This is a genomic window from Bradyrhizobium guangdongense (genome assembly GCF_006483445.1).
Lineage (GTDB): Bacteria > Pseudomonadota > Alphaproteobacteria > Rhizobiales > Xanthobacteraceae > Bradyrhizobium > Bradyrhizobium guangdongense_A.
The window spans coordinates 1-14,571 of the sequence record NZ_PPPT01000143.1 but is presented as its reverse complement, the minus strand read 5'-3'; the positions used below and the strand labels follow the sequence as shown (position 1 = coordinate 14,571).

General features: G+C 65.8%; 15 protein-coding genes. 7 read left to right on the top strand and 8 right to left on the bottom strand.

What is annotated here, in order from left to right:
• The first annotated feature begins 143 nt into the window (after positions 1-143).
• On the top strand, positions 144-695 hold the full coding sequence (locus C2U70_RS20500) for a hypothetical protein (protein WP_140980237.1): 552 nt from the start codon (positions 144-146) through the stop codon (positions 693-695).
• Position 696: 1 nt separating this feature from the next.
• Here the strand turns inward: C2U70_RS20500 and C2U70_RS20495 are convergent, their stop codons facing one another.
• The 4 genes from C2U70_RS20495 to topA are packed head-to-tail and all read right to left on the bottom strand — an operon-like array spanning position 697 to position 7,007.
• Complete coding sequence (locus C2U70_RS20495) at positions 697-1,458, bottom strand: NUDIX hydrolase (protein WP_140980236.1); 762 nt, start codon at positions 1,456-1,458, stop codon at positions 697-699.
• A gap of 32 nt (positions 1,459-1,490) precedes the next feature.
• Positions 1,491-1,922, bottom strand: a complete 432-nt coding sequence (locus tag C2U70_RS20490; RefSeq protein WP_140980235.1) for a DUF983 domain-containing protein — start codon at positions 1,920-1,922, stop codon at positions 1,491-1,493.
• Complete coding sequence (gene rnr / locus C2U70_RS20485) at positions 1,919-4,246, bottom strand: ribonuclease R (RefSeq protein WP_140980234.1); 2,328 nt, start codon at positions 4,244-4,246, stop codon at positions 1,919-1,921. The genes C2U70_RS20490 and rnr overlap by 4 nt, the downstream gene beginning before the upstream one ends.
• A gap of 7 nt (positions 4,247-4,253) precedes the next feature.
• The gene (gene topA / locus C2U70_RS20480) at positions 4,254-7,007 is read right to left on the bottom strand and encodes a type I DNA topoisomerase (protein WP_140980233.1); all 2,754 of its coding nucleotides are present in this window, start codon (positions 7,005-7,007) and stop codon (positions 4,254-4,256) included.
• 229 nt (positions 7,008-7,236) lie between these two features.
• Here topA and C2U70_RS20475 point away from each other — a divergent pair, with 229 nt between their 5' ends.
• Positions 7,237-7,476 (top strand): hypothetical protein, encoded by a 240-nt coding sequence (locus C2U70_RS20475; RefSeq protein ID WP_140980232.1) that lies wholly within the window; start codon positions 7,237-7,239, stop codon positions 7,474-7,476.
• Between the two features lie 244 nt (positions 7,477-7,720).
• Positions 7,721-8,050, top strand: coding sequence for a GIY-YIG nuclease family protein (locus tag C2U70_RS20470; RefSeq protein ID WP_140980231.1), 330 nt, complete (start codon positions 7,721-7,723; stop codon positions 8,048-8,050).
• A 215-nt stretch (positions 8,051-8,265) separates the two neighbouring features.
• On the opposite strand, the gene C2U70_RS20465 is transcribed toward C2U70_RS20470, so the two are convergent.
• Positions 8,266-8,739, bottom strand: coding sequence for a winged helix-turn-helix transcriptional regulator (locus C2U70_RS20465; RefSeq protein WP_140980230.1), 474 nt, complete (start codon positions 8,737-8,739; stop codon positions 8,266-8,268).
• A gap of 104 nt (positions 8,740-8,843) precedes the next feature.
• On the opposite strand from C2U70_RS20465, the gene C2U70_RS20460 reads away from it, so the two are divergent.
• Both C2U70_RS20460 and C2U70_RS20455 read left to right on the top strand, forming a co-directional pair.
• Positions 8,844-9,617: an SDR family oxidoreductase gene (locus tag C2U70_RS20460; RefSeq protein WP_140980229.1), complete on the top strand. Its 774-nt coding sequence runs from the start codon at positions 8,844-8,846 to the stop codon at positions 9,615-9,617.
• A 165-nt stretch (positions 9,618-9,782) separates the two neighbouring features.
• Positions 9,783-9,962, top strand: a complete 180-nt coding sequence (locus C2U70_RS20455) for a hypothetical protein (protein ID WP_140980228.1) — start codon at positions 9,783-9,785, stop codon at positions 9,960-9,962.
• A 74-nt stretch (positions 9,963-10,036) separates the two neighbouring features.
• Here C2U70_RS20455 and C2U70_RS20450 read toward each other — a convergent pair whose 3' ends face one another.
• Positions 10,037-10,645 carry an FMN-dependent NADH-azoreductase gene (locus C2U70_RS20450; protein WP_140980227.1) on the bottom strand — a complete coding sequence of 203 codons (609 nt, stop codon included), beginning with the start codon at positions 10,643-10,645 and terminating at the stop codon, positions 10,037-10,039.
• A gap of 83 nt (positions 10,646-10,728) precedes the next feature.
• On the opposite strand from C2U70_RS20450, the gene C2U70_RS20445 reads away from it, so the two are divergent.
• A complete protein-coding gene (locus tag C2U70_RS20445; RefSeq protein WP_140980226.1) occupies positions 10,729-11,142 on the top strand; it encodes a winged helix-turn-helix transcriptional regulator in 414 nt (137 codons plus the stop codon).
• A gap of 113 nt (positions 11,143-11,255) precedes the next feature.
• Here the strand turns inward: C2U70_RS20445 and dprA are convergent, their stop codons facing one another.
• Complete coding sequence (gene dprA, locus C2U70_RS20440) at positions 11,256-12,398, bottom strand: DNA-processing protein DprA (RefSeq protein ID WP_140980225.1); 1,143 nt, start codon at positions 12,396-12,398, stop codon at positions 11,256-11,258.
• Positions 12,399-12,490: 92 nt separating this feature from the next.
• Between dprA and C2U70_RS20435 the strand changes: the two genes are divergently transcribed.
• Positions 12,491-13,735, top strand: coding sequence for an amidase (locus tag C2U70_RS20435; RefSeq protein ID WP_140980224.1), 1,245 nt, complete (start codon positions 12,491-12,493; stop codon positions 13,733-13,735).
• On the opposite strand, the gene C2U70_RS20430 is transcribed toward C2U70_RS20435, so the two are convergent.
• A partial coding sequence (locus C2U70_RS20430; RefSeq protein ID WP_140980223.1) for a patatin-like phospholipase family protein occupies positions 13,727-14,571 on the bottom strand: 845 nt, incomplete at its 5' end. The genes C2U70_RS20435 and C2U70_RS20430 overlap by 9 nt on opposite strands.

The following is a 14,571-nucleotide window of genomic DNA, read 5'->3' as shown; positions in this document are numbered from 1 at the left end:
ATTCCGGGCTCGCGCCAAGTGGCGCCCCGGAATGACGGAGGAGGGGGTCCCGCTCCCCTCGAACCAATCGGCGCTCCCCGCCGACAAAGCCAAGACCTGACTTTCGAAACATCCCGACTTTCAAGCCCCCGAGGAGCATCACCATGGCAAGCGCAATGACGGTGGATGGCAATCTCATCCGCGTCGAATGGCCCGGGCAATGGATTGCCCGGATCTTGTCGGTGCCGTTCCTTGCCGCGGGCTTCTACCTGCTCTGGAACGTCGCGCTCGGCGTGCGCAACGATCTCGCGGGCTTTGGCCGGCTGAGTGACGATCTCGTTCCGATCCTGGTGTTCTCAGGCATCGGTCTCGTGATCGTGATCCCCGGCCTGTGGCTTGCGACCTACCGCTACTTCGTCGAGCTCAACAAGCTGATGGCGGAGGTGGTGATCACGCGCGCCTGCGGTCCGCTGCGGGTCCGCAGCCGGCGAAAGCTCACCGAATTCAGCTTCCTCAGCATCACCGATCAGGGCGCCACCGATGAAGATCCGCCGTCGACCTTCGACGTCGCCCTCTGCGGCAAGCGCGGCACCGAGCCGGTCGCGCTAAGCAGTTTCAACACCCGCGACGAGGCCAACGCGTTCGCACAGGAAATCGGGCGGGCGCTAAAACTGCCGGCGCGGGATTATGTCGGCACAGAGCCGGACGCCGATTAAGCTACGCCAAAATATCCTTCTGCATCTTCCCACCGTAGAAGTGGAAAAACGGCACCGGCGCATCATGGCTGAGCGGTCCCGTGGCAAGGCGCTTGTCGAGCTCGTTGAGCACGTTCCGCGTCATCGGGTGCAGATCCGCCAGCGGCTTTGAGCCGAGCTCGACCCAGACCAGCTCGACCAGCTCGGCGTCCGCATGGATCACGCCCTCGACGCGGTGCGTGATCGCAGACGCATCGGCCGTGAAGAAGCGCGTATCGAACCGCTTGACCCGGCCCGGCGGCGTGATCGCGCGCGCGATCAGAAAGAGGCCGGACGGATCGGGCAGGAGGCCTGCATCCGCAAACGGTGCCCAGGGTCCTTCGAGCTTCGGCAGCTTGCCCTCGGCCTTGCGCCCCAGGCACAGTCCGGTTTCCTCGCAGGCCTCTCGGATCGCCGCAATCGCGAGCGATTTTGCGCGCGAAGCTTCCGTCTTCGGGCTGCCCTTGAACAGATTGGCCTGCAGCTCCGCGGTGATGGGTGCTGCCACCGGCACGCGATGATCGGCCTTGTCCACGCGCCCGCCGGGGAAGACGAATTTGCCGGGCATGAACACCACCTTGTCGTGGCGCTTGCCGACCAGAACCTTGGGAACGCTGGCGCTGCGATCGACCAGGATCAGGGTGGCGGCATCGCGCGGCCGGAAATAGGGATGGTGGTCTGCTTCCTTCTGGTCGTGGACCTTTTCCTTGTCCGTTTCTTTTCCAGCCTGAGCCGTTTCCGTCATCTCCAACCCCAGTCGCTCGTTACCTTTTGTGATCACACCGGCGGAATGCCGTCCGGCGGATTGTCGTCAAAGCCGTGCATGCGGAGCGCCCATTGCAGGCCGACCACGGCGCCCTTCACCGGCTGCAGCAGCGCGAGCGAGGCCACGAAAGTGAAGGGCAGATAGGCCGCAAAGCTGATCCAGACCGGCGTCGAATAATTGGTCTCGATCCACAGCACGGTCGGCACCACGATATGGCCGACCACGACGATCACCAGATAGGCCGGCAGATCGTCGGCGCGGTGCGGCGTGAAATCGAGCCCGCAGGACGAGCAATTGTCGGCGGTCTTGAGGAAGGCGCGGAACAGCTTGCCCTTGCCGCAGCGCGGGCACCGGCAACGAAAGCCGCGCTTCATCGCGCTCCAGACGTCGCGCTGCTCGACGAGGCCGGTCTCGCGCGTCCAGATTTTTGGCGCCGCGGTCATCGCTTCCTCTTTCCCTTGTCCTTCCGCTTCTTCCCTTTGCCGGACTTCGGCTTCTCGGGCTTGCGTCTTCTCTCAGGGCTGCGCCCGGGGTGGGCCTTCTGCGGCTTCCGGGGCCCGCGGAAATTCCGTTGGCTGCGCGAAGCGACCGTCCCCTCGGACAGCAGCTCGAAACGCAGCGCACCGGCGATGGGAGCAGCTTCTATCAGACGGACGTCGACGACGTCACCCAACTGGTGCATGGCACCGCTGCGCGAGCCGATCAGCGCATGCCGGCTCTCGTCATAGTTGAAATATTCCGTGCCAAGGGATCGGATCGGGATCAGTCCGTCGGCGCCGGTCTCGTCCAGCTTGACGAACAGCCCCGCGCGGGTGACGCCGGACACCCGGCCCTGGAAGGTCGAACCGATGCGATCGACCAGATGATGCGCAATCAGCCGGTCGACGGTCTCGCGCTCCGCCTTCATCGCGCGCCGCTCAGTCACCGAAATATGGGCTGCGACTTCGCCGAGCGTTTCCGGCGTCTCGCTGTCCGGCAGTGCGCCTTCGCCGAGGCCGAGCGCGCGCACCAGCGCACGGTGCACGACGAGATCGGCGTAGCGGCGGATCGGCGAGGTGAAGTGCGCATAGCGGCGCAGATTGAGGCCGAAATGACCGTAATTCTCGGATGAGTATTCCGCCTGCGCCTGCGCGCGCAACACGACCTCGCTGACCAGCGGAAAATGGTCGTGGTCTTCGAGCTGCGCCAGCACGCGGTTGAACAAGGCAGGCCGCAGCACGCCGCCCTTGGCGAAGGGCACGTCGAGCGTCTTCAGGAACTCCTCGAGCGCGTAGACCTTCTCCTGCGTCGGCTCGTCATGCACGCGGTAGATCAGCGGCAGCGACTTCTTCTCCAGCATTTCTGCTGCCGCGACATTGGCGAGGATCATGAACTCCTCGATCAATTTGTGCGCATCCAGACGCTCGGGCACGACGACGCGATCGACCGTGCCGTCGCTTTTCAGCAAAATCTTTCGCTCGGGCAGGTCGAGATTGAGCGGCTCGCGCTCGTCGCGCGCGCGCTTGACGCAGGCGTAGGCGGCATAGAGCGGGCGCAGGGTCGGCTCGAGCAGCGGTCCGGTGGTGTCGTCCGGCCGGCCGTCGATCGCCGCCTGCGCCTGCGCATAGCTGAGTTTCGCAGCCGAGCGCATCAGCACGCGGTGAAAGCTGTGCGAGCGTTTTCGCCCGTCGGGACCGATCACCATCCGCACCGCAAGCGCGCCGCGCGGCTCGCCCGGCACCAGCGAGCAGAGGTTGTTCGAGATCCGCTCGGGCAGCATCGGCACGACGCGGTCGGGGAAGTAGACCGAATTGCCGCGGTCGAGCGCGTCGCGGTCGAGCGCAGTGCCGGGCCGGACGTAAAAACTCACATCGGCAATCGCGACGTCGACGAGGAAGCCGCCCTTGTTGTTCGGATCGGGGTCGGGCTGCGCATGCACCGCATCGTCATGATCCTTTGCGTCGGGCGGATCGATCGTGACGAGCGGCACGTCGCGCCAGTCCTCACGCCCCCTTGAGCTCGCCGGCTCTGCCGCTTCGGCTTCACGCTCCGCCGCGGGGCGGAATTGCAAGGGGATATCGTGCGCGTAGATTGCGATCAGGCTGATCGCCTTCTCTGACTTGACCGAGCCGAGCTTCTCCTTGACGCGGCCTGAGGCGAGGCCAAAGGCGCGCGAGCGGATGATGTCGACGCTGACGAGGTCGCCATCCTCTGCGCCATGCGTGTCGGTCGGTGCGATGTTCAGCTCGCGGTCGGCAGCCTTCTTGTCGACCGGGACAAGGCGTCCGCCGCCTTCGGGCAGCGCACGGAACACGCCGAGGATACGGCTCTTGGTCTTGTCGAAGACCTTGATGATGTGGCCGCGATAGGCCGGACCTTCGCTCTCGTCCGTGGGCTCGACGCGCAGCAGCACGCGATCGCCGACGCCTGCCGCCGTGCCGGGCTTTGGCCGGCGCGGGAGCACGATGAGGATCTTTGGCGGTTCGCCGCTTTCGACCTCGTCCCATTCGGCAGGCGAGGCGATCAGCTCGCCGTCGGCGTCGCGGCCGGTGATGTCGGCGACCAGCGTCGGCGGCAAGCTGTCCGGCTCTGAAATTGTACGGCGTTTTTTCTTGACGACACCGTCGTCGGCGAGCTCGCGCAGCATGCGCTTGAGCTCGATCCGGTCGGCGTTCTTCAGGCCGAACTCGCGCGCAATTTCGCGGGTTCCGACCTTTCCGGGATGTGCCTTGATGAAGGCGACGATGGCTGCCCTGTCGGGAAAGCCACGGTCATTCTTTCGTTTCACTTAACCTCTAATTCTTGCCGGCACTCTTCTTGGCCGGAGTATTTACTGGAGCCTTGGCGGCGGATGACTTGGTCGCCGACGTCTTTGCCGTCGATGCCACGCCTGCGCGCGCCTTGCTGGTTGATTCTGATTTGGGTTTGGCCGCGGTTTTTTTCGCGGCCGGTTTCTTGGGCGGCTTTGGCGCGGTATCGTCGCCATCGGCGGCCTTCTTGGCCTTGGCCGGCTTTGCCGCCTTCTTCGCCTTGGTCTTGCCGCCGCCCTTGGCCGCGCGCTCGTCGATCAACGCGATCGCCTGCGGCAGGGTGACGGTGTCCTTTTCGAACTCGGCCGGGATCGTCGCATTGATGCCGCCGGCCGTGACATAGGCGCCGTAGCGGCCGCTCTTCACGGTGACGGTGCCCAATGTCGGGTGGTCGCCGATCGCCTTGCCGGGATCGGCGCCGAAGCGGCGGCTCGGTCCTTTGGCAACCTTCTCGGCAATCAGCGTCACCGCGCGATTGAGGCCGATGTCGAAGACTTCGTCGCCGGCCTCCAGGCTGGCATAGGTCTTCTCGTGCTTCACGAACGGCCCGAAGCGGCCGAGGCCCGCCGTGATCGGCTGGCCCGTCTCAGGATGCTTGCCGATCTCGCGCGGCAGCGACAACAGCTTGAGCGCAAGCTCGAGCTCGACATCGCCGGGCGAGGTGCCCTTCGGGATGCCTGCGCGCTTCGGCTTCTCGCCTTCCGCATAATCCTTCTGCTCGCCGAGCTGGATGTACGGCCCGAAGCGGCCGGCCTTGACCCAGACATCGCGACCCGTATCGGGGTCCTGGCCGAGCGAGCGGTCGGCGGTGGCTTCACCGTCGGCGGCGAGCTGACGGGTGTAGCGGCATTCCGGATAGTTCGAGCAGCCGACGAAGGCGCCGAACTTGCCGGCTTTCAGGTTGAGCCGGCCGGTGCCGCAGGTCGGGCACTGCCTGACGTCGCCGCCATCCGCGCGCGGCGGATAGATGTGCGGCCCCAGCATCTCGTCGAGCACGTCGAGCACCTGGGCGACGCGCAGGTCCTTGATGTCGTCGACCGCGCCGATGAAGCCGGTCCAAAAGTCCTTCAGCACCTCCTGCCAGGAGATCTCGTTGTTGGAGATGCGGTCGAGCTGCTCCTCGAGGCCAGCGGTGAAGTCGTATTCGACGTAGCGGCTGAAGAAGCTTTCGAGGAAGGCGACCACGACACGGCCCTTGTCCTCGCCGTGCAGGCGCTTCTTCTCGAGCTTGACGTAGCCGCGGTCCTTCAGCACCTGCAGGATCGAGGCGTAGGTCGAGGGCCGGCCGATGCCGAGCTCTTCCATGCGCTTGACGAGTGAAGCCTCGGAGAAGCGCGGCGGCGGCTCGGTGAAATGCTGGGTCACGGAGAGGTTTTGGCGCTTCAAGCCGTCGCCTGCGCTCATCGCGGGCAGGCGGCGGGAATCCTCGTCCTCCTCGTCGTCGCGGCCTTCCTGGTAGAGCGCGAGAAAACCGTCGAACTTGACGACCTGGCCGGTCGCGCGCAGCTCCAGCGTGCGGGCGCCGGCCTTTGCGGTGATGTCGACCGTGGTGCGCTCCAGCTCGGCACCTTCCATCTGGCTCGCGATGGTGCGTTTCCAGATCAGCTCATAGAGCTTGGCCTGGTCGGCATCGAGCTTGCGCGCCATGCTGGCGGGACGGCGCGACAAATCGGTCGGGCGGATCGCTTCGTGCGCTTCCTGGGCATTCTTGGCTTTGGCCTGGTACTGGCGCGGAGCGTCCGGGACATAGGCGTTGCCATAATCCTCGCCGATCACCTTGCGCGCCTGGGTGATGGCGGACGGGTCGATCTGCACGCCGTCGGTCCGCATATAAGTAATGAGTCCGGTGGTCTCGCCGCCGATGTCGATGCCTTCATAGAGCCGCTGCGCGATGCGCATCGTGTGCGCCGGCGCAAAGCCGTATTTGCGGCTGGCTTCCTGCTGCAGGGTGGACGTGGTGAAGGGGGCCTGCGGATTGCGCCGCGCCGGTTTCGCATCGACCGCGGTCACCGCATAGGTCGCCAGTTCCAGCGCCTTCTTGAAGTCCTCGGCTTCCGCGCCGGTGCCGATGTCGAGCCGCTGGATTTTTTTGCCGTCGGCGCCGACGAGACGCGCCTCGAAGGCGTCGCCGCGTGGGGTCAGGAGCGTCGCGACCAGCGACCAGTATTCGCGGGCGACGAACTTTTCGATCTCGAGCTCGCGGTCGCAGACCAGCCGCAGCGCCACCGACTGCACGCGGCCGGCCGAGCGGGCGCCCGGCAGCTTTCGCCACAGCACGGGGGAGAGGGTGAAGCCGACCAGATAATCCAGCGCGCGGCGCGCCATATAGGCGTCGACCAGCGCGCCGTCGATCTGGCGCGGGTGCTTCATGGCGTCCGTGACCGCCTGCTTGGTGATGGCGTTGAACACCACGCGCTCGATCTTCTGGTCCTTGAGCGCGCGCTTCTCCTTCAGCACCTCCAGCACGTGCCAGGAGATGGCCTCGCCCTCGCGATCGGGGTCGGTCGCGAGAATCAGGCGGTCGGCGCCCTTGAGAGACCTGGCGATGTCGTTGAGCCGGCCGGCCGCCTTGGGGTCGACCTCCCAGATCATCTTGAAATTTTCGTCCGGATCGACCGATCCGTTCTTCGCCGGCAGGTCGCGGACATGGCCGAATGAGGCCAGAACCTCGTAGGACGAGCCCAAATACTTATTGATCGTCTTGGCTTTCGCCGGCGACTCAACAATGACGATATTCATGTAGTTCCAGTAACTTACGGGGAAAATTCAGGCCAAATTCGAAGGGATTCGGGTCGGCCGTTTCGAACCGAACATGGGTGGTGAGGCCGTCCCTGTCAAATCGACAGGTGTTGAAAGCGGGCCGGACAGGCCGATTTCCCTATACGAAAAGTTGCAAAACACCACCTTGGAGTTGCGGTTCCCGCAGGCGTAAGGTTCCTCCGGGGACTGAGGATTCGGGTGGGTTCAGGTGACGACACCGGGGCGGAAACGAAAGCGCGCGGCGAGTAGCGGGCAGGGCCGCTCGCGCGGCGACGAGCCGGGCGAGGGCGGCGCCGATGAGGCCGCCCTCTTCATCGCCGAGCAGGCCAAAAACCTGCGTGCGCTCGCCGGCCGCCACAAGCTCACCGTGCTCCATTATCTATTGGGTATGACCCAGCTCGAGGCCGAGGAGCATGTGAGGCTGCGGAGCAAGCGGAAGCTGTCGTGAGCTCGCTGTTAGTTCCGTCATCCTGAGGTGCTCCCCATGCGCCGCGAAGCGACGCATGGGGAGCCTCGAAGGATGAACGGCCCCGATGCAGCCGGGCCGTCGCCCTTCGAGGCTCATCCTGCTTCGCAGGACGAGCACCTCAGGGTGACGGCGAGAGATTTGCGCGCTGCCGACCTAAGGAATCTTCTTGACGACAAGCTTGCGCACACCATCCTGAACCGAGCACAACTCACCGGCCACCACGATGGGCATCTTCGTCTATATGCTTCGCTGCGCCGACAACTCTTATTATGTCGGCAGCGCGACGGGCGACGATCTCTCCCCGCGCATCGAACAACACAACGCCGGCCATTTTCAGGGATACACCTCGACACGGCGGCCGGTCGTTCTCGTTTGGTCAGAGCACTTCGACCGCATCACGGACGGGATCGCGGCGGAACGCCAGATCAAGGGCTGGAGCCGCGCGAAGAAAGAAGCGCTGATCAGGTCGGACTGGGATGCCGTGAGCCGCCTGGCGCGACGTCGCGGGGGTTTGCCAAAGCAGCCGAACAGTGCCGCTGCAAAGAAGAAATAAGCTTCCGTCATCCCCTCGCGAGCGCTTAGCGCTCGTCGCTGGAGCCACGAGCGCCTAGCCAATTTCGTCATCCTGAGGCGCTCTCCACACGACGCATCGCGTCGTGTGGAGAGCCTCGAAGGATGAACGGCCGCGATGATGCAGCGGGGCCGTCGCCCTTCGAGGCCTCCGCTGCGCTCCGGCACCTCAGGGTGACGGCGTGAGAGAGCGCGCCGCTAACCAGAAACCCGCCGCCGCGCCTTCACAGGCCGCAACTTCACCATCGTCTCCCCCTGCGTCAGCAGCCGCCCATCCTCCGCCCGCATCTCCAGCTTCTTCACCGGTCGGCCTTTTTCGCGATCCACCAAAATGGTCGCGATCTCTTCGGGATGTTCATCAAACTCCTCGCTCCATTGCCGGAGCGCGACCAGGATCGGATGTACGCCGCGGCCTTTTGGCGTCAGCACATATTCCTGGTAGGCGCTGCCGTCGGAGGCGGGGACAGTCTTGAGGATCCCGTGGTCGACGAGTGATCGCAGGCGCACCGCGAGGATGTTTTTGGCCATGCCGAGCTTGGTCTGAAACTCGCCAAAACGCCGCGTGCCGAACAGCGCCTCGCGGATGATCAGCATGGACCACCAATCGCCGATCGCCTCCAGCGACCGCGCGATGGGGCAGGAATCTCCTTCAAAGCTCGTCCGTTTCACCATGGTCCGTCCGATCCTGTGCGATCACGCGCTTGTGTGGTTGCATTATAAAACCAGATGGCCTAGATCGCAAGCCTAGTTGCATTATGCAACCACTGGAGACGGTCATGAGGCTCACGAACAAGACAGCGTTGATCACGGGCGGCAACAGCGGCATCGGCCTTGCGACCGCAAAGCTTTTCATCGCCGAGGGCGCCAGGGTGACGATCACCGGGCGCAACAAGGCGACGCTGGAGGCAGCCGCGAAGGAACTCGGGCCCAATGCGCTTGCAGTCGAGGCCGACGGCACCAATGTCGCAGCCACCGAAAAGGCGGTCGCGCGCGCGGTGGAAAAATTCGGCAAGCTCGACATCGTGTTTGCCAATGCCGGCATCGCCGGCACCACGCCGGTCGGCGGCACGACGCTCGCGGCTTTCGAAGAGGTGCTGCGCACCAACATCACCGCCGTGTTCTTCACAGTGCAGGCGGCGTCGCCGCATCTCAACGACGGCGCCTCCATCATCCTCAACGGCTCGGTGATCTCGGTGCTCGGCAATCCCGGTTACGCCGCCTATGCCGCGAGCAAGGCTGGTGTGACCGGGATGGCGCGCGTGCTGGCCTCGGAGCTCGCGCCGCGCGGCATCCGCGTCAATGTGGTGGCGCCGGGCGCGATCCGCACGCCGATCTGGAAGGGCGCAGCTCCCACGGAGCAGGCCTTTGCGGTGCTGGAGAAGCGCATCGCCGGCATCACGCCGCTCGGCCGCATCGGCGAAACGGATCACATCGCGAAGACCGTGCTGTACTTTGCGTCGGACGACTCCGCGCATGTGACGAGCACCGAACTGTTCGTCGACGGCGGCGCCACGGGATCGCCTGCGGGCGCGCCGGTGTTTCGGGGCTGATCCAAATAAGCGAAAATTGAATCGGCCGGCACGATTGGTTGTGCCGGCCGGTTCCCCTTCTGAACACAAGTGATCGCGTTTCCGTGACGCGTTGAACCTTGGCGTGCGCTGCCAAGACCTTTTTACGGGCAGGGGGTCACAAGACCCGATTTCAGGGAGCCCGATATGCCAAAGGCAAATCGCATTTTTTCATCGATTTCAGCACCGCCTGTTTCCACCGAGCGTTCCGCGACCACCGAGACGTCGGACAGTCACCAGCTCATCGCAATCGCGATCTTTTCCGGCATCGGTCTGTTTGCGTCCTTGATCGCCGTGATCATGGGGATGCAGGGGGCGTGGTTTTAGCGTCGCCGACGTCGCGCCCCGCCGACTGACCGAACTGCCGCCGTGTCCGGCGGCAGCAGGTAGGCCATGTCAGATCATGCCGCGCGAAGGCTCGTTGCGGCCGCGAGTGCGCTTGTCAGCGCCTTCTCACGGTGTTCCGGGCCGACCTGGATTCCGTCCGCGAGGATGAACTCCGGATTGGCGATGCCGATGAAGCCGAACACCCAGCGCAGATAAGTTTCGAGATGCTCGCCGAGTGCGGCGGGCGTATCAGCGCCGTAATAGCCGCCGCGCGAGATCGCCACGATCACCCGCTTGTTGCCGGCGAGGCCCTGCGGTCCGTTGGCGTCATATTTGAACGTCTTGCCCGCCACGAGGATGCGGTCGATCCAGGCCTTCAACTGACTCGGGATCGTAAAATTGTACATGGGCGCGCCGATCACGACGATGTCCGCGGCCAGGAACTCCGCGAGCACGGCCTGGCTCGCGGCCAGATCAGGCGCGAGATCCGCAGGCGCCGGCGCGCCCTGGGCAGCCGCGAGATGCGAGCCGGACAGATGCGCGAGCGGGGTCTGCGTGAGGTCGCGATAGCTGACGTCGAGCGATGGCGTCGCCTGCTTCAGCCGTTCGACGATTTTGGCCGAAACCTGCCGGCTGACGGAGTGGGGGCCGAGCACGCTGGAGTCGATATGGAGGAGTTTCATTTGATACACCCATGGTATAGATTTGTAACTGGCACTACATGAGTGACCGACGAAAACCCCGCAAGAACGCACTTTTTTGAGCCATGGGCACATCTTTGACACCTAAGAACAGCCATTTGCCCGCCTTGCCGCCGCGTCCCGACCCGCAACATGCCGACTGTCGGGGCGTCGCCTCGGTGCTGGCGCGGGTCGGCGACAAATGGAGCGTGTTCGTCATCATGATGCTCGGCGACGGGCCAAAGCGCTTCAATGAGCTCAAGCGCATGATCAACGGCATCTCGCAGCGGATGCTGACGCTGACCCTGCGCGGGCTCGAGCGCGACGGGCTGGTCACGCGCACGATCTTCCCGACCATTCCGCCGCGCGTGGACTATGAGCTGACCGATCTCGGTCACGGACTTGCGCGTCCGGTGCAGGAATTGGGGATGTGGGCCAAGAATCATCAGAACCAGATCGAAGCCGCGCGATCGCGTTTCGACGCACGCAAGCCGGCCTGACGCGGCCCAAGCCACGGACGCGGCTCACCTCTTGCGGATGTCGGCGCAATTCGGCCGGCGAGGCCGTCCTACTGTGCATGGGGTTGTTTTCGACCTCATTGTCGACCATGCCCCTAGATCAGCGACACCAAACCCCCGCCATGGCGCTCGAGCCGGCCCGCTAATTCAAGTTCCAGCAGGATTGTGCGCACAATCGAGGGCGGTGCGCCCGACATGCGCACGAGATCGTCGATCGAAATCGGCGTCGGGCCGAGGAGGCCGGTGATCTGCGCGCGGTCGTGCGACTGCGGATCGCCCTCCAGCGGCTCTGCGTCGTCCTCGCCGGCGGGGAACATGATCGGGCGTTCGAGGATCGGCTGGACCGCGTTGACGATGTCAGCGGCCTCCGTAACCAGCGTGGCGCCCTGCTTGATGAGATCGTTGGTGCCGGCCGCGCGCGGATCGAGCGGCGAGCCCGGCACGGCAAAGACCTCGCGGCCCTGTTCGGCGGCCATGCGGGCTGTAATCAGCGAGCCCGAGCGATGCGCGGCCTCCACCACGACGACACCGAGCGAGGCGCCCGAGATCAGCCGGTTGCGGCGCGGGAAGTCGCGGGCGCGCGGCTCATGTCCGAGCGGCATCTCCGAGATCGCCACGCCCTGGCTCTCCAGGATCGATGCGAGCAGGCCTTCATGCTCCGCCGGATAGATGCAGTCATGCCCGCCGGCGAGCACCGCGACCGTGCCGCTGGCGATGCTGGTGCGGTGCGCCGCCTGGTCGACGCCGCGCGCGAGCCCCGAGATGATCACGAAGCCGGCCTCGCCAAGCTCGCGCGCGAGCTGGCCCGCGAACTTCAAGCCAGCGCCAGACGCATTGCGCGAGCCGACGATGGCGATCATCGGCCGCATCGCCGTGGCGTGCTCGCCGTGGACGGCGAGCAAGGGCGGTGCGTCATCGAGTGTCGCAAGCCGCGCGGGATAGCCGTCCTCGCCAGGCGCGAGCCAGTTGACGCCAAGCTTTCGCGCGGCGGCGAGCTCCGCCCTGGCCTCCTCCGCAGACGTGATGCGCCCCGAACGGGACGCGCCGCCGCGCCGCGCCAGCTCCGGCAGCCGCTCCAGCGCCGCCCGTGCGGTGCCAAAATGGTCGACCAGCGAGCGGAAGGTTCGTGGCCCGACATTGTCCGAGCGGATCAGCCGCATCCGGTCGATCCGTTCAGCCTCGGTCAGCTCGATCCTGGTGTTGAGGGCGTCCACGGCGGCTCCTTGTGGCGGCAGCATGGAACAACCGCAGCGCGTGGGCAACAGGGGGTGCGCGCTTGCGCGACCGCCTTGCGATGCTAAAAGCGCAGCGCACACCGGGAATGCCAGCCATGATCTCACTCGCCGACCTCCAGCGCCGCATCGACAAAAGCGAGCTGTCGCCCGATGCCGCCATCGCGCAGTCGCTCGAAGCCATCGCGACGCGGGAGACGGATGTCCAGGCCTTCGTCTGCCACGCAAAATCCGCGAAGGCGCAAGCTTCAGGTCCCCTGCGCGGCATCGCCGTCGGCATCAAGGACATCATCGACACGGCCGATTTCCCGACCGAGATGGGCTCGTCCATCTACAGGGGATGGCAGCCGCGCGCTGATGCGCCCGTCGTGATGATGCTGAAGCGCGCCGGCGCCACCATCATCGGCAAGACCACGACCACGGCTTTCGCCTCGCGCGATCCGACGCCGACGCGCAATCCGCACAATGTCGGCCACAGCCCCGGCGGCTCGTCGGCGGGCTCGGCGGCCGCTGTCGGCGCGGGCATGATCCCGCTGGCGCTGGGTACCCAGACCGGCGGCTCGGTGATCCGCCCCGCCGCCTATTGCGGCGTCGCCGCGATCAAACCGTCGTTCCGCATGCTGCCGACCGTCGGCGTCAAATGTTATTCTTGGGCGCTCGACACCGTCGGCCTGTTCGGCGCCCGCACCGAGGATCTCGCGCGTGGTCTGTTGGCGATGACCGGTCGCAGTGAGTTTTCCGACATCGCTGCGGCGACGTCGCCGCGCATCGGGATCGTCAGCCAGGACTTTGCCGGACCTGTCGAGCCTGCGGCCGAGCAGGGGCTGCAGGCGGCGATCAAGGCCGCCGAGCGCGCCGGCGCCAGCGTCCAGACCATCGACATGCCGGAGATGGTGCGCGAGGCCTGGCGCATCCATCCGGTGATCCAGGACTTTGAGGCGCACCGCGCGCTCGCCTGGGAGTTTTCGGAACGCCACGACGAGATCGCGCCGCTGCTGCGCGCCAGCCTCGATGCCACGGTCGGGCTGACGCCGAAGGAGTATGACGCTGCACGTAGGATCGGCCGCCGCGGCCGCCGCGAGCTCGGCGAGGTTTTTGAGGGCGTCGATGTGCTCCTGACTTATTCCGCGCCGGGCACGGCACCGCCCAAGGAGCTCGCGACCACCGGCGACCCCCGCTACAACCGGCTGTGGACGCTGATGGGTAACCCTTGCGTCAACGTTCCCGTGCTGAAGGTGGGCGGCCTGCCGGTCGGCGTGCAGGTGATCGCGCGCTTTGGCAACGACGCCGGTGCGCTTGCGGTGGCGCGCTTCCTCGAGGATGCGCTGGCGAAGTCAGGTTAGCGCGAGCTCGGCTGCTGACGGCGCGGTCGCGGCTCGCTCGCGCGCCGACCCTTGCCGCAGCCAGCGGTCCGCGGCGTCACGGCCGCTTCGGTGCAACAGGCGAATGAAGCCGCGGCCGAGATCGGTCGACGAGCGCTGCGCCAGTCCCTCGATCTCGTCTTCCGCGGCAAGCTTGAACAGCCGCAGTTCCGGCGCGGCGTGCGATCGCGCCCATTCCACCGCCGCCATCTCCGCGTTGAGCGCGGCATTGGCCGCGATCTGGTCGAGCCGGCGGTCGATCGCCGCGAGCGTGATCGGGACATAGCCGTCGCGCGACGGCGTCACCTGGACGACCAGCACGTCGTTCGCCCTTGTCTCCTGCACCAGCCGCACCAGCGGCGGGTTGCCGCCATAGCCGCCGTCCCAATAGGCCTCACCCTCGATCTCGACCGCGCAATGCACCAGCGGCGGGCAGGTGGAGGCGAGCGCGACGTCGGCGTTGATGGCGTCGTTGCCAAACACCTGCTGCTGGCCGTCGCGGATCCGCGTCGCCGCGATCAGGAGTTTTGGACAAGCCGCATCGCGCAGCGCCGCAAAATGGATGTCGCGCGACAGCGCCTGCCGCAGCGGATCGAGGTCGAACGGGTCGAACTGGCCGGAGCGCAGCGTCGGCCCGAAGGCGACCGAGCTTCCGGCGGGCGAAAAGCCGCCGAGCAGCATCAGCGAGCGGAACGAGGCCTCGTGCATCCTCCGCACCCAGAAGCGGCTGAGCCGGCTCCGCGCGCCCTCGCGTCCGCCGTCGACGAGACCGGAGGCAAGAAGCAGCGCGTTGATCGCCCCGGCGCTGGCGCCGCTGA

Excerpts from the sequence above, each read along its gene's own strand:
- C2U70_RS20455 (WP_140980228.1), top strand. The coding sequence starts at position 9,783 with ATGCCAAAGGCAAATCGCATTTTTTCATCGATTTCAGCACCGCCTGTT.
- C2U70_RS20470 (WP_140980231.1), top strand. The coding sequence starts at position 7,721 with ATGGGCATCTTCGTCTATATGCTTCGCTGCGCCGACAACTCTTATTAT.
- topA (WP_140980233.1), bottom strand. The coding sequence starts at position 7,007 with ATGAATATCGTCATTGTTGAGTCGCCGGCGAAAGCCAAGACGATCAAT.
- C2U70_RS20435 (WP_140980224.1), top strand. The coding sequence starts at position 12,491 with ATGATCTCACTCGCCGACCTCCAGCGCCGCATCGACAAAAGCGAGCTG.
- C2U70_RS20450 (WP_140980227.1), bottom strand. The coding sequence starts at position 10,645 with ATGAAACTCCTCCATATCGACTCCAGCGTGCTCGGCCCCCACTCCGTC.
- C2U70_RS20445 (WP_140980226.1), top strand. The coding sequence starts at position 10,729 with ATGGGCACATCTTTGACACCTAAGAACAGCCATTTGCCCGCCTTGCCG.
- dprA (WP_140980225.1), bottom strand. The coding sequence starts at position 12,398 with ATGCTGCCGCCACAAGGAGCCGCCGTGGACGCCCTCAACACCAGGATC.
- C2U70_RS20465 (WP_140980230.1), bottom strand. The coding sequence starts at position 8,739 with ATGGTGAAACGGACGAGCTTTGAAGGAGATTCCTGCCCCATCGCGCGG.
- C2U70_RS20495 (WP_140980236.1), bottom strand. The coding sequence starts at position 1,458 with ATGACGGAAACGGCTCAGGCTGGAAAAGAAACGGACAAGGAAAAGGTC.
- C2U70_RS20490 (WP_140980235.1), bottom strand. The coding sequence starts at position 1,922 with ATGACCGCGGCGCCAAAAATCTGGACGCGCGAGACCGGCCTCGTCGAG.
- C2U70_RS20500 (WP_140980237.1), top strand. The coding sequence starts at position 144 with ATGGCAAGCGCAATGACGGTGGATGGCAATCTCATCCGCGTCGAATGG.
- C2U70_RS20460 (WP_140980229.1), top strand. The coding sequence starts at position 8,844 with ATGAGGCTCACGAACAAGACAGCGTTGATCACGGGCGGCAACAGCGGC.